Origin of the sequence: Ureibacillus sinduriensis BLB-1 = JCM 15800, assembly GCF_000772955.1 — a bacterium.
GTDB lineage: Bacteria > Bacillota > Bacilli > Bacillales_A > Planococcaceae > Ureibacillus > Ureibacillus sinduriensis.
This window is the reverse complement of the sequence record NZ_JPVO01000047.1, coordinates 92,497-107,239: the sequence shown is the minus strand read 5'-3', so window position 1 is coordinate 107,239 and position 14,743 is coordinate 92,497. Positions and strand designations below refer to the sequence as shown.

Below are 14,743 nucleotides of genomic sequence, written 5' to 3'. Positions count from 1 at the left end.
GCTACTCTTCATCATCTTCTATAATAAGACTCGTATAATCCTGGTCTTCATTGAATACACCAAAGGCTTTTGCTCTGAGTAAGATGCGGTTCGCCCAGTAATAATGAGGTTTCACTTCATTCATTTTATTCTGGTACTGGCTTTTCAGAACGCCCACGCTTCCTTCGGCATTATTGACTATACTTAACGCGTCCATATATTCCTCATGCGTAACGGTATATAAAGCATGCACAGGTTTGATATGAGTCGGGTGGATAATGGTTTTTCCGATAATGCCATTTAGCTTATCTAAAATGACTTCATTGATAAGACCGTCCAAAAATTCGCCAATCAACTCTTTGCGTTTCCTCACGCCCGTATTCCCGTGCCTTTCTTCAAATGGGCTGACACGAAGTTGTGGTTTTAAAATGCGCTCGTCCTTCGAAAAGTACTCCCAAACCGGACCGGAAATAATATAGCTCTCTTCCCGCCGATTGAATACATTCAGGATATCGGCCAAACAATCGCGAATCACTGAAACGTCATAGATTGTCGTATCGACATTTCTTCTAATTCCGTATAAACCACAAAAGTCTGTGCAGCCTACCCGGACATTCAATACATACTCCTTATAGGCATCCAGTATTTCCTTCGTCTTCAGGAGCGATTCCATCCGCTCCTCTTTATAGATAAATTCGGAAGACTCAAGGATTGGCATTGCATAAAGAACCGTTTCTTCCGAGTTCATGCCGGCGATTGTTTCCATAAACTCTCTACCGTTCTTGTAGGAGAATTTTGGGAAAACATAACCAGTCAGTACTTTATTTAATACGCCAAATTGGGCATTCATTCTTTTTAGTTGTTCAGGAGTGCGTACCCTTACAAAAATCAACGGCAAATCCTCGATTAAAATCTCTTCGTTTTCCAACGCAGTATAGATGGTTTCCAAATGCTTTACCAAAAGCTCTTCCGCCTCTTCCAGTTGGTTATCCCCTACCGCGTCCTCCAAATCGATCACCATGGAAACGAGATCTTTGAATTTTTTCGTTATCACATCCTTGGCAATACTATCCTTTGTTGCCGGCATATATAGCGTGGCACCGAGCATGTATGAAAGGACTTCTCTCTCTGAATACTTAGTAAAGGACTCTGGTTGTTTATAAAAGATTTTCTCCAATCTCTCTGGAGTTTCAAAACTAAAATGTTTCATCCCATTCCCCCCGACTTTTGCGCATAATAAAAATACAACTCGACCCAAGTTGGCCGAGTTAGTGTGTTCTTATGCAAGATATCATCTGAAAGTATATTCTTTTCTATCTATCCTCTAAAGAAAAGCTACTGTTTATCCAACAGTAGCCCACCTATAGATTTTTAAACAATAGAATACCCGCCTGGAAATCCCTAGTATCCGCTAAATTTCCCTTATTTCAAAAAGGAAGCACAGTTGTAATGCAATTGGCAATATGATGACAATGAAGAAATCGAGTGTCTTAGGTACATCCAATACAAACCATTCTATACGTTCGTGTCATACAAAAAATGGAGGCCCTTCAGAAACTGCTAATTTCATTTCTCCTCAGCAGCCTTGTACCCCTAATTTCCTTAGCCTTTTACACACTCAACCCATATGCATTCACTAACGCTTGCAATCCACCTTGGTAGCCTGAACCAACAGCATTGAATTTCCAATCATTCCCGTGCTTGTAGACCTCACAGAAAACAACGGCAGTTTCAATACTGAAGTCCTCACCTAAATCATAGCGCAATACTTCGGCACCTGTGTCTTCGTTTACTAAACGGACAAATGCATTCGATACTTGTCCAAAGTTTTGATGGCGCATTTCCCCATCATGAATTGTTACCGTAATCGCAATCTTTTGTACGTCATGAGGAACTTTCGATAGGTCAATTTTAATTTGTTCGTCATCCCCATCCCCTTCTCCAGTCCGGTTATCCCCTGTATGAGTAACTGAACCTTCAACACTGCGAAGGTTGTTGTAGAAAATAAAGTCTAAATCATTTCTACATTTCCCACTCGCATTTAAAAGAAAGGCAGAAGCATCCAAGTCGAAATCTTGACCACCATCAAATTGTTTAATATCCCAGCCTAAACCGATGATGATTCGCTGCAGGGATGGATCATTCTTGGTTAAATCAATACGTTGACCTTTACTTAATTGAATTGCCATATTCCCAAATTCCTCCTAACACAATAATGAATGATACAACTAAAAGCAACACAGTAACTCATTATCCAAGTTACTGTGCCACGAAGAAATTAACCTACTTGCAATCCGAAGTCGTTACATAATGCAGCCAGTCCGCCTTGGTAGCCTGAACCGATAGCACTGAACTTCCATTCGCCATTATGACGATATAGCTCTCCAACAACTACCGCTGTTTCGATACTGAAGTCTTCACCTAGATCGTAGCGAATTAGCTCTTCATTTGTATCTGCATTTACTACACGGATAAATGCATTTGAAACCATGCCGAAGTTTTGCGTTCTGCTCTCCGCATCATGGATAGTTACTGTAAACGTAATTTTTTGGATGTTGGATGGCACATCTTGGATCGAGATTGTTACTTGTTCGTCATCCCCATCGCCATCACCAGTTAAGTTATCGCCGGAATGGACTACCGAACCATTTCCGCCTGTTGTGTTATTATAGAAGATAAAATCTTGAGGACCAGAAACTTTATTCGATGCTTCCAACAAAAATACGGATGAATCCAAGTCGAAGTCGTGCCCGCCGTCATACTTATTTGTATCCCATCCAAGCCCGACAATCAGTTTAGCTAACCCCGGATTTGTTTTTGTTAAATCAACTTTTTGACCTTTTGCAAGAGAAACTACCATTTTTGAAATCCTCCTAGTAATTGAATAATTTAATTTTACTTTATTTCAACATCATGTATAACGGTTACAGATCGCCGACAGACCAGGATCTGTCGTCCCAGTTCCAACAGCAGCAAACTTCCACTCATCGTTATGGCGATAAATTTCACCTGTTATTAATGTTGTCTGACCTGAGTAGTTATCAGATAAGTTATATCGTACAATTTCTTCATTCGTTTGTGGATTGACCACTCGGATATAAGCATTTTTAATCATGCCAAAATCTTGCTTTCTTCTTTCGCAGTCATAAATATTTACGACGAAAACAAGCTTGTTATACTGGGTTGGGACATTTTTCAAGTCCACCATGATTACTTCGTCGTCCCCGTCGCCTTCTCCTGTCAAATTATCGCCGGAGTGAGCAACAGATCCGTTACTGCTGCTTTTGTTGCCGAAGTAAATGAGATCTTTTTTATCTTTAAAATGGTCATTTTGGAGCATGATGACAGACGCATCACAGTCAATATCTTGCCCGGAAGATTTAAAGAAACTGAATCCACCAGTTTTTCCGACAGGATCCCATCCCAATCCGACCATGATACGGCTTAAATCAGCCTTCCCTTTTGTTAAATCGATGCGTTGACCTTTTTGCAAGTTAATTGTCACGAGCAAAGTTCCCTCCTTAAAATACCAATAAATGTAATTTTTAAGTTCGCTAATTCAGTATGTACAATATCTACTTATTCAAAACAATAAATTAAAATACCCGATACTAGTTTAGTATGAAAAAATTAGTAAGTAAATGATATTTCCTTTTTTTAACATACATTTAACAATTTACTATTCATTTTTGATTTTATGCTTAATCTAACTAAATTCGGGTAATAAATGTAGACCTTTAATTATCAAGTAGCGGAATATAGCTTTGTTTTTCTGCAAAAATGCTATATTAAACGCTTTTTTCTGATAATTAACACATCTTTAATGCTACCATATCAAGCATATTTTTACAATTAATACACCCACCCAAATCCTTGCAAGTATTGGGTTCTCGATTTTGACGATGATTTTATTGATAAAAAAAACTGGCGTCTAGGAGACTTCCTAACACCAGGTTCTTATGTTCTTGTTATTAATTGTTTGCCAACCTCTTATATATTCACACCATTTGTGCCTTCTATTTTTTGTGTCATTGTTTTCTTTCCACGACACTTTTTGTATTGCATTTTACTTCTCATCACTTGTTCTATAAAACTTCTTCTCTTTTTTGCACCGTTCTTTTGATGACCCTCATTGCCTTTTGGAAAAATTACACCGCTCTTAACAGAGAATTGATTTTGTCGGAGGAATCGGTCGTTTTCTTTTCTGTCACTTCACTTTTTGCCTCCACCGGCGTTTCGTCCCCATTATCGGTACACGCTGCCGTGAATGCCATCGTACACATTAAACCCATGATGATAAAAAACAGTTTTCGCATAATTCACCCTCGCTTTTGTCATTTCGTTTATTTTTTGCAATAGGTGTTAAAATATGCGAATTATATTATTTTTTATAGTAGTTAAAAAAATTTCATTTAGAAGCTTTTTCGTTTGAAATATTTATTTTCGCCCATTTCCATTCTTGAATATTCTATAAAATCGAACCTTATACCCTTTAAAAAGCGAACGTATGTGCTATAATTTAGTTGTAATAGTGTAATCCTGGCAGGAAGAAGTTGGACCACACTTTCCGATGAGAGGTGGTGATGCCTTTGACAGTTGCTGAAACGCTCATGTTTGCCGTCGGTTTTTCAGCTCTAGTGGTTTCGATTTTATCTTTTAACCATAAAAAATAACCCACCTTATGCGCAAAAGCGACAAGATGGGTTAATGCTTTGAAATGCCAATCTCCCTGCCAAGGGGCGGCTATTACACTTGATTGCTTGATGTTGCAGCATCAGGCAGTCATTTCCAATGACGGAATTCTTAGTCTTAGTATAACAGATGTTCCACTTTTCTAACAAGATTGGTCTTGAGTGGCGATTGATTGATTTTAACGTATGCCCGTTATGATTTAATTATCCCATCTATCCTTTTAAATACTTTAATAAAAAATATTTTTCCGCTTTATTAGATACGAATTTCTTATTCCGTAGCTTCAATTTGCTATCCTTAAACGTTCTGGAAACATAGGGATTTGCATGGCGTAATGTCGATGAGTTATCTTCATTTTAATTTCCCAATTTCCAATGTCAAACAACCCAAAACGCCTTATTTCATTTACAAAAGTATCCACATTTCGTATGTCCCCTATTTTTTCCGTTTGAAATTTAACATTTCATTACTAACCATTTCAAAGATTTATTTTGGCAATAGTTAGACGCAAAACTAAAAGCCTCCCAAACTATTTTGGGAGGCCATCGTTTACTATTTAATCGGAATGACAACCGTTACCGTTGTCACGTTATCATTTGTGGAATGTATTGAAATTTTTCCGTTGTATTTTTTTATAACTTCTTTCACTATAAACAAGCCTTGTCCGCGAACTTTCCCATCTTCGGCTTGTTTTGTTGAAAACCCTCTTTTAAAAATCTCAATTTCCGATGGGATTTTTGGTCCGGTGTTTATCACTTCAAAAAGATAATGCGTTCCCTCATCATTTACATCACAGGAAATGGAAATTCTCCGCGATTGCTCAGGCAACTCCCTCGTGGCATCGATGGCATTATCGATTAAATTTGATAGTATTTTAATCATATCCGTCGTTTTAATGCGTTGGAATGTATCATGCGTCACGTTCGTTTCCATTGCTATTTGGTGATTTTGGGCGGCAAGTTTTTTCGATTTTAATAGAATTGCCAGACCGGGATGTTCAATGGTTGAATTAATCGACTCGATCATCTGCACTTCGTTGGATAACGAGTTCATATATTGGAGTGCTTTCTCTGTTTCACCGATTGTCAACAGCCCGTGAATCACTTGAATATGGTTCGAATAATCATGACGCAAAGATGAAACCGAGCTTAGTAGATTTTGTATTTCTCCCTGGTACGTATCTTCCGTATTCTCTACTTCCTTCGCCACTTCCCTCTGATACCAGCTCTGAATTAAATAGGACGAGATAATGACAATGAGAAGGAATAATGAATTGATTAAGAAGATAATGACATTGTTCTCTTGCACAATCTCGTTAATCCCGTTTATCTTCTCCGTACTGATGTCAATGCCAAGAAAACCTATTACATTATTATTCTCATCCAGAATCGGGGTTCCTACTGATAAATACTTACCATGCTCGGGATCATCTATTATCCCCGAAGTATAAGGTGACCCTTTATAAAAGGCATGGCTTACTTGCTCCTCCGGAAGAGTACAAATAGAGCCGATGCCGATCAAATTTTGCTGACCTTCAGGCAACCCATTGATCATCACATACGATACATTGGGATTGTCGATTTTCAATGTGTAGACGAATAACGCATTTATATCTTCCCTAATATCATTTAACTGATTATTGATTTTCCAGTAATGTTCATTTTTTTCTGGATTGCTTAGAAACTTTTTATATGAATCAATATCAATTCTCGCCGAAACCGCTGTCGCCGTGTCCAAAGTTTGATTTGCAATGGCCTCCGTAACAGTGGTCTCTATATTTCGGTCGGTTACATACAGACTGAAAACATTAAAAATAACCAATAATACAACGGATATTAACAAAATCAATTTTATTTTATTGTTTTTCATTACGAAGTACTTCCTTAATTTATTTCACTCCGTATTATAGTACTATAGTAATAACCTTTTTAAAACAAATAAATATGGGGCTAAATTAGCCCCACGTTCCCAAGTATTAGAATAGCCCCACAAACTGGGCGGAAAATAGCTAGTTCCAGGCAGTTCGTTCACTTACCGGACGCTTACTCCGCTTATCGTTTTGTGTACCATACGCGTTTTTCGATCCATGGATTTCTAAATTGGCATCTTTATGAATCTCAGAAGCAAACTCCTCATTGTTTTTGGTTTGTTTGTTGCGATGAAGATGCAGTTTACTCATTTTTCAAACATCCCTTCCATATTGGAATCACAATTCGTGTTGTTCACTTCCACTTCTGGCATAACGGCTATCTTTTCGCACTTGAGCGACGGTACAAACAGCACACTCTTTTTTGTAAGCCTGTCCTATTTGTACTTCCATAGTTTGTCCAATAATGTGTAATTTATATTAGTTCAAGTTTTAAAAATGGGTTTGCCTATTGGTTTATGTTATACCCTTCATATCTATCGACAATTTCTTTTGCTAGATGATAGAACGCATGATATTGACCATCTCCATCCCATTTTTCTTTAAAAGTAGTATATTGCTTATAAAAGTTCGCAGCAGTTGCCACCTGGTTATTCTCTTTAAAAATTTTAGTAAATACGTATGGGGCTAGTCCGTTTTTCAGCTTCCTTAATGTTTCCTTATGTACTTTTGAATCTTCCCGGAACTTCGTCACAACGATTCCCAATGCTTCAATTTTAATATCCATATTTTTCGAAAACTCATGGATGCGATCTACCACATAAGGAATGCCATATGTAGAAAGGACATCAGGGATTGTGGGGATGATATATCCGTTGGCGATGCGAAGACCGTTCAATGTGATAATCCCCATATTTGGAGGACAATCAATTAAGATGTAGTCATAATTATATTTGATTGGACGGATAGCTTTTTTCAAAATTTCGATAGGATTATCCGAGTAGAAAGGCCCTGTCGGCATTTTTGCCAGTACATCTTGAATATTGATCAGATCCAGACTGGAAGGAAGCAAATCAAGATTTTTTATAGAAGATATATTGGATACACTTTTTTGAAGCGTTTTTTCCAGGACAAATTTTGTATCATCCGGGTCCAACGCTTCTTCAAATAACGTAGCAAGTGTATGGCCATTTTCATTCAGTTCTTTCCACCGTTGCTCACCAATTAACATTATAGTGGCATGTGTTTGTGGATCCAGATCAATCAGCAACACTTTCTTTTTAAATTCCGAAGTCAACACCTCCGCCAGTCCCACCGTTGTTGTTGTCTTTGCTACGCCGCCTTTTAAATTAATCGTCGGTATAACGATCGCCATTTAATCTCCCCTTTCCCTTATCCTATTCGCTTTAGCCATTTCTCTCTGCAAGCATCCACAGTCCAATTAGTCTTCCGTTAAGTACGCCAAGGTTAAAAATGCCTTAAGACAACGTATGTCATCTCTCTTCATTTCATTAATCATTCAAAGGCTAAGGTTTTTACAAGTTTTTTCCTCAAACGCAAATTAAGACATTTCTCGGGAAATATAAATCAAGATAGTACGGAATATGTAGAAATATAGGGGAATAAAAGGGTTAATGGATTAGTGCTATAAGCTTCGGGTCTCGGTTAGATATGTGCGGGTTTTTAATATGCAGCGGGGTATTTACCTATTAAGAGTTTCCGCTATCTATTTGCAACTTTATTTCGATTTACTTTCACTCGCGTATTTCCGTCTTTACGCGCAAAAAAGCCGCCAACCCATTCCTCCTAAAGAACAAGTTAACGACCGCAAATACAAATTATTATAGGAAAAATCCGCCGATCACCAGCCCTGCCATGATGACGAAGGCGGGATGGATTTTCATTTTTTCCAAAGCAAAGTAAGCAGCTGCCATTAGAAGAACCGTCACTAACAAGCCAATTGCGTCATAAGACGTGTTGAAGAAGTCTAGGGTCATGTCGGCTAGTAAAATGGCGATCGCCGGCAAAACAAAGCTTGATAGGCGCTTCACTCTTGGCGAATTACGGTTGCGGTACAAAATATTCAATAAGAGCAGCATCAATACAAGTGACGGTCCAACTGTCGCCAGTAAGGCAATTAGCGCCCCCGGGATCCCCGCCACTTCATAGCCTATAAAGCCCGCCATTTTCGTTGCGATTGGTCCTGGCAATGTGTTTCCCAATGCCAGCACCTCGCTAAACTCGCTTGTTGTCATCCAGCCATAATTATCGACAACCTCATGCTCTATTAACGGAATGGAAGAAGGCCCTCCACCATATCCTAGAATGCCAGGATAGAAGAATGCCAGAAAGATTTGCACATATACCATTATTTATTTCGCCCCTCCTTCTTTTTAATTGGAAGCGCTACAGCAAGCACCAATAATACCGCTATGACAATTCCGGGATGAAGGCCCAATAACATCATTGCAATAAACGAAGGGAGAAGGATTAGGAAACCGGTTTTCCAGCCGAGCGATTTCTTTGATTTCTTTAAAAAGTCCCATGTCATTACCCCGAGCATTACGGCCAAAATCGGCACAACACCCTTCGTCATGCCTTTTACGAAATCAATATCCTTGAATTCATTTAATGAAGCAAGCAAAACAATCATCAATACAACTGTCGGCAATACTGTTGCAATCAATGCCGTCACCAAGCCGAGCCAGCCGCCGACCCGATAGCCGATATATCCGGCCATTTTTGTGGCAATCGGACCCGGCAACGTATTCCCGATTGAGAGTACATCCGAAAATTCTTCATCATCCATCATTTCAAAGATTTCCACCACTTCTTTTTTCACCAACGGAATAGTGGAAGGTCCCCCACCAAAACCTAAAATGCCCGAACGAAAGAAGGCGATGAAAATATCTTTTTGCTTGGTTAATAGGTCCTTTTCTTCAAACGGCACATGCACTTTCTTCGTAACCAATTCCAACTCCATCTCCTCTTCGTTTTGTTGCCTGCTATTCTTATAATTTATTTTCGCCTGGATATAGAACCAGTTTATCGTTAAGTTTACGGTATACGACTTGCATCTCCGGTTCCGTGCTCGCTTCAACGGCCTTATTCAATTCAAACCAGCCAATGGCACTGTTCTCGTCGGGTTTAATGTGCAGCAATTCGTTCTCGCTTGCCTGCAATAAGTACGTGACGTTCAAGTGAACGTGTGTCGCTACATGTTTTCCCTTCTTCTCATGTGCGGGGACGCCTAGAATCTCGATGGAGTAAATTTCTTCTAAAACAGGCTTCACCTTAGTCAGTCCCGTCTCTTCTCTTGCTTCTTTCAAAGCCACCTCCAATAAATCCGTTTCCCCGTCCGCATGTCCACCGACCCAAGACCATGAATTATAAATATTGTGATACGCCATTAGCACTTTTGTATGCTCCTCATTGATAAGCCACGCCGAAGCCGTAAAATGGGCAAATTCATTTTCCCTGGTAAATAAATTATTAAAATTGTCCATGTAACGCAAGATCATCTCTTGGTCTTTCTCTTCTTGCGCGTTATACGGTTTGAATTGTTCAAGCTGTTGTCTGATGTTCATTGAGTATGCTCCTTAATCCCTTTATGTTTATACCTTCAGCTGACTATAAATTTTTTGAATGCGTCTTGCTTGCGGCTTCGTCATATATGGTTCCCGTTCTTTCAAGACGTTTAAAAACTGGACTTTCGTTTCATCATCCGCAACTGCCAGCAAAATACTTTCCGCATGCTGGGGAATTTCTTTTGTTCGGCATGTATTCAAATGCCCGAGCAGAAAAGGAAAGATAGCGTCATGGTTATATTCATTTACCGCGGCCAATTTTGCCAAAGTGAGGATCCCCTTATCGGTGGTAATGACAGTTCCCGTTTTGACAGCGTGTTTAATGGTATGCACATGTTTCATTAAAGTGATGGCGCTGATTTCTGCAATCGTCGACAATACCTGCATCGCTCCCCAAACTAATCGGTTGTTTGGACTCTTTAACAAATCGATGAAGATTTCCGCATAGTCACAAATCAATTCGGGTTTCTCTTTTCCAATTTCATAAGCAACTTTAACGCAATCCGACTTTATCTTTTGATTCCGACCCGCCAAATTCTCTATAATTTCCTGGATTCCCGCGATATTATTGGACTCCATCAATTCCCGGGCGAGTTCTATATTGGGTCGTTCGTCTTTCCTATCAAGTTGAGATGCCAGTCTTGTTAAAACGGTCATTTTCGATCCCCCTGAAAATCGTTCTATTCCACTTTTTTATGAGTTCCTCGTTTTTTTATAGCCTACTAAAGTCATCCGGTCATTGACAACCTGTTCAAATTCTGTACGCTCGTACCCAAGTTTTTCATACAGGCAACAAGTTCCCGTTTCCTGCTGAATCGTTTGAAGCTCCCAAGTATCCCATTTCGTGAAGAGTTGTTCAACTTGGCGTATTGCCTGCTGCGCGATGCCCCTCCCCTGATATTGTGGGAGTACGAAGATCGGACTGATCCAGTAGCTGTTATTCTTCGTCACAATCCGGATCCCGCCCACGCACTTTTCGTCTGCAATGATTTTAAAAAATGAGCTATATTGTATTTTTTCAAATAGTCGGTTGATAGGTTCGTTCGCCGGATTCGTCTCATAATCCAAATACTTCTCCAATATGGGTTGGAAGGCTTCCGTTTGCACCTTGTGAAGCAAAAGGACATCCCCTGCGATCGCCTTTACTAACTTTATCTCCAATAGACTCCCTCCGCACACCAAAGCATATCTTACTTAATTCGACATACTTCATCCCATTCCTTTTAATTATCGAAACATGGAATAGAAAAAAAGTGCCTGGCACACACACAATTCCGGAACAATTCAGAATTCAATGAGTGCCTGGCACACAAACAATTCCAGAACAATTCAGAATTCGATGAGTGCCAGGCACACAAACAATTTCAATAATTCGACTTGATATCGATGCTTTTGGCAAAATTGAACATTTCTCAGGAAATAAATCGACAATTTCCTTCATATATATTGGCGCTACCCATTGCTATTCACTAAAAGCCGAGGTGTTACGCTTGGATTAGCTTCCTAAATTCTAAAATAAAAACAGAATGGTGATTAGCCATTCTGCTCATGCTTTTAGACGTCGCTCGCACTACACGTTGCTTTCGCTGTTTTTTCAAGACTTTCAACTAACCCGTTTTTTCATTGAGGCAACAGCTATCACATCGCCACTAATAAGCTTGACAGCCTCTTCTTCATAAATTACATAGCCGAGATTTGTATATAAGAGAACATTTCTTTCCACATTTTTTCGAACTTTGCAGTGCACTTCCGGGATGGCATTTTGGTTTGCATACATTTCGAGAGCTTTTAATAGTTGCTTGGCATACCCGTTGCCTTGGCACTCCGGCAATACGGATAAACGATAAAAGTACAGATAATTCTTATTTACCTTGAAACGTACCATAGCTACCGGTTTTCCGTTCCCGTCATAGCCGACAAAGGCCTGCTCATCATTATCCAAACCTTCTTGTATTGATTCGATCGTTTCTTTTAACGCACTGGAGGGCAATCCGGCTTGATCATACTCAATGAACGCTTGTAACATGATGTTGTGAATAACGAGTGCATTTTTCGAAAGTTCGACGTGCATATTAATCACCTTTTTGTTATAAATATACACACCCTCCAATAAAAATACAATAAATATTGGAGTTGAATGGTCCCTCAATCTTAAAAAAATGCCTGCCCAAATTGATTGGTAGGCATTTTTGGCATTTAATCCTGTTTTTTGAATAGTTTACCCGGCCAGAAAGAGTAGCGGCCCAATACCATCGTGATTGCCGGCACTAACAATGGTCGGACGATAAATGTATCGATTAGCACCCCGATTGCCGTGATGACCCCGAATTGAACCAACACCTGGATTGGCAACGTTGCAAGGATGGCAAATGTCCCGGCTAAAATTAACCCGGCGGATGTGATGACCGAACCGGTTTGAGCAACCCCATTTTTTATCGAATTTTTAATGCTTTGTGTTTTGCGGTTCTGCCAAACTTCCGAAATCATGAAAATATTGTAGTCTTCGCCAAGTGCGATCAAGAAGACGAAGGAATACAATGGAATCGAGCTTGCAATGGATTCTGCTCCGAAAAATGAAGTTAATACCAACCAGCCCAACCCCAATGCTGCAAAGAATGAAACCAAAACAGTCCCCACCAAGTAAATCGTTGCAGGTACTGAACGCAAATACACAAGCAGTAGAATCGCGATGATGGCCACCATTACAGGTTGGATGATGGATTCGTCACGATCTTGAACCGTCCTCGTATCTACCTGTGCACTTGTTTCCCCACCGATCCAGTAGCTTTCATCGGCTTCTTCAATGCCTGCATCAGTGACGATTGCTTCCATTTCTTCTTTTAGTTGCGGTATAAGGTCCATCGCTTCATTTGAATACGGATTTTCATTTAAATCCGCCTCATAAAGCTGCATATTTGCGTCATTTTCCCCGACAGTCGGTTCACTCACAACATCAATGAAGGGAATTGCCGCAATTTGTTCCGACAAATCGATATCCTTCCCTTTTGTATCCACGATGATTTGAACAGGTGCCAATTCCCCAGGCGAGAAGTTTTCGGCGATAATCGTAAATCCTTCGCGTGAATCCATATCCTCCGGGAAAGAAGACAATAAATCATAATTGTATTTAATTTGAGTAGAGGTCAGGGCTAATCCCCCTAGCACTACTGCCGTAACAATGATGACCAGCCAAGGTTTATTTGTTACAAATTCACCGATTTTTGTCATGACTGGATGCTTCGGTTTCGATGATTTATATGGTTTACTTTTTGCTTGTGCATATTTTTTTGCCATCTCTTCTGTACGAGGCGAGAATGGCCAAAACGCCACACGGCCCAAAATTGCCAAAATTGCCGGTAAAATCGTTAACGCAGCGATTCCCATAATAAGAATCGCAAAACTGAACGGCACAGCAAATCGTTGGAAGGCGCCATAATCGGCCAATCCCAATGTCGCCAAACCGATGAAAACAGTCAGCGCACTCATCACGATTGCCCCACCAGATTCTTTTACGGCAAGAGCGAGAGCCTCAAATTTATTTTCTACTACTTCTAATTTTTCACGGTATCGCGTAATCAAGAACAAGCAGTAATCGGTACCTGCTCCGAACAATAAGACGAGCATGATCGAGACCGCTTGTGCATCTTTATCGATCCATCCATTTTCGGCAAACCAACCAAGCAATGGACTAATCGCACCATAAGCAATCCCCACCACCAGTATAGGGGTGATCGCTAAAATAGGTGAACGGTAAATGACGACGAGCAATACCAAGATCAAGATTACCGTTGTAATCATCAACTTCACGTCCGCTTGCATAAAAAGATTGGTCGCGTCCACCGAGATGCCGGCCGGACCGGAAAAGCGGGCGTGCAACCCATCGTCATCGAGATTTGTTTCGTATGGATTTTCCCCAAATTGTTCTTCTGTAATGTCGGTAATTTTCTCCAAGTTCTCTTTCAGCGTATCTGTATTCGCTTTCTCATTAAAAAACACCGGTGTTACAATGGACGTCCCATTTTCGGAAACGCTCCCTAAAAGGGCTTCCGTCGGGATGTCACCAAATGGCGGAAGTGTCGTTTGATCCTTCAGCGGTTTTTCGGCCAACTCTTTATAAAGGGCCTGGATTGATTGCAGATCCTCCGTCACAAGGCCAGATTGTTTATACCAGACAATTAATAATGGAAGTCCGGAATCAGAGGAAAATTGCTCATCGATGATTGCACTTGCCTGTTCACTCATAACATCCTCTGGTAAGTCACTTCCACCGTAGTTTTCAACGCTGTTGATTTGAGGCAGCGTCATCGATAACACTAAGACGATGAGTAGCCATAACGCAACGGTTACCCAACGTGAGCGTTTATTACCAACGATATTCCCCCACTTTTCTAACGGGTGTTTAGACATGCTCGCATCCTCTTTTCAGTATTTTAGTTTAAAAAAACGCCAGGGCTTTAGCTTCCCTAGCGTTTATTTTAGACTATTCAGTAACACATCTCCTGTTTTACAAACGATGAAAACTGGAGATGGAATACAACGAAAATAAAATTATTATCCGAATAATAGCTGTCTAAACAGCAGAACAATTACTTAGAAATTCAATTACAAAAAGAGTATT

15 protein-coding genes are annotated in these 14,743 nt (G+C 40.0%); all 15 read right to left on the bottom strand.

Annotated features, from left to right (window positions below; genetic code table 11):
• Position 1: 1 nt before the first annotated feature.
• Positions 2-1,189, bottom strand: coding sequence for an HpcH/HpaI aldolase/citrate lyase family protein (locus CD33_RS07770; protein ID WP_036199784.1), 1,188 nt, complete (start codon positions 1,187-1,189; stop codon positions 2-4).
• A gap of 400 nt (positions 1,190-1,589) precedes the next feature.
• Positions 1,590-2,168 carry a TerD family protein gene (locus tag CD33_RS07765; RefSeq protein WP_036199782.1) on the bottom strand — a complete coding sequence of 193 codons (579 nt, stop codon included), beginning with the start codon at positions 2,166-2,168 and terminating at the stop codon, positions 1,590-1,592.
• Positions 2,169-2,257: 89 nt separating this feature from the next.
• On the bottom strand, positions 2,258-2,839 hold the full coding sequence (locus CD33_RS07760; protein ID WP_036199781.1) for a TerD family protein: 582 nt from the start codon (positions 2,837-2,839) through the stop codon (positions 2,258-2,260).
• 51 nt (positions 2,840-2,890) lie between these two features.
• Positions 2,891-3,484, bottom strand: a complete 594-nt coding sequence (locus CD33_RS07755; RefSeq protein WP_036199926.1) for a TerD family protein — start codon at positions 3,482-3,484, stop codon at positions 2,891-2,893.
• Positions 3,485-4,127: 643 nt separating this feature from the next.
• The gene (locus CD33_RS20180) at positions 4,128-4,295 is read right to left on the bottom strand and encodes a hypothetical protein (RefSeq protein ID WP_156967306.1); all 168 of its coding nucleotides are present in this window, start codon (positions 4,293-4,295) and stop codon (positions 4,128-4,130) included.
• Positions 4,296-5,223: 928 nt separating this feature from the next.
• Complete coding sequence (locus tag CD33_RS07750) at positions 5,224-6,540, bottom strand: ATP-binding protein (RefSeq protein ID WP_036199779.1); 1,317 nt, start codon at positions 6,538-6,540, stop codon at positions 5,224-5,226.
• A gap of 139 nt (positions 6,541-6,679) precedes the next feature.
• Positions 6,680-6,850 (bottom strand): hypothetical protein, encoded by a 171-nt coding sequence (locus tag CD33_RS20175; protein WP_156967305.1) that lies wholly within the window; start codon positions 6,848-6,850, stop codon positions 6,680-6,682.
• Positions 6,851-7,046: 196 nt separating this feature from the next.
• Complete coding sequence (locus tag CD33_RS07745) at positions 7,047-7,913, bottom strand: ParA family protein (protein WP_036199777.1); 867 nt, start codon at positions 7,911-7,913, stop codon at positions 7,047-7,049.
• Positions 7,914-8,379: 466 nt separating this feature from the next.
• On the bottom strand, positions 8,380-8,907 hold the full coding sequence (locus tag CD33_RS07740; protein ID WP_036199776.1) for a chromate transporter: 528 nt from the start codon (positions 8,905-8,907) through the stop codon (positions 8,380-8,382).
• On the bottom strand, positions 8,907-9,515 hold the full coding sequence (locus CD33_RS07735; protein ID WP_373906687.1) for a chromate transporter: 609 nt from the start codon (positions 9,513-9,515) through the stop codon (positions 8,907-8,909). The genes CD33_RS07740 and CD33_RS07735 overlap by 1 nt, the downstream gene beginning before the upstream one ends.
• A gap of 34 nt (positions 9,516-9,549) precedes the next feature.
• Positions 9,550-10,125 (bottom strand): NUDIX hydrolase, encoded by a 576-nt coding sequence (locus CD33_RS07730; protein WP_036199773.1) that lies wholly within the window; start codon positions 10,123-10,125, stop codon positions 9,550-9,552.
• Positions 10,126-10,152: 27 nt separating this feature from the next.
• Positions 10,153-10,782 (bottom strand): hypothetical protein, encoded by a 630-nt coding sequence (locus CD33_RS07725; protein ID WP_036199771.1) that lies wholly within the window; start codon positions 10,780-10,782, stop codon positions 10,153-10,155.
• A 36-nt stretch (positions 10,783-10,818) separates the two neighbouring features.
• Positions 10,819-11,286: a GNAT family N-acetyltransferase gene (locus tag CD33_RS07720; RefSeq protein ID WP_036199770.1), complete on the bottom strand. Its 468-nt coding sequence runs from the start codon at positions 11,284-11,286 to the stop codon at positions 10,819-10,821.
• Positions 11,287-11,728: 442 nt separating this feature from the next.
• Positions 11,729-12,196: a GNAT family N-acetyltransferase gene (locus tag CD33_RS07715; RefSeq protein ID WP_036199768.1), complete on the bottom strand. Its 468-nt coding sequence runs from the start codon at positions 12,194-12,196 to the stop codon at positions 11,729-11,731.
• 125 nt (positions 12,197-12,321) lie between these two features.
• On the bottom strand, positions 12,322-14,532 hold the full coding sequence (locus tag CD33_RS07710) for an MMPL family transporter (RefSeq protein WP_036199766.1): 2,211 nt from the start codon (positions 14,530-14,532) through the stop codon (positions 12,322-12,324).
• Between the last annotated feature and the right edge of the window lie 211 nt (positions 14,533-14,743).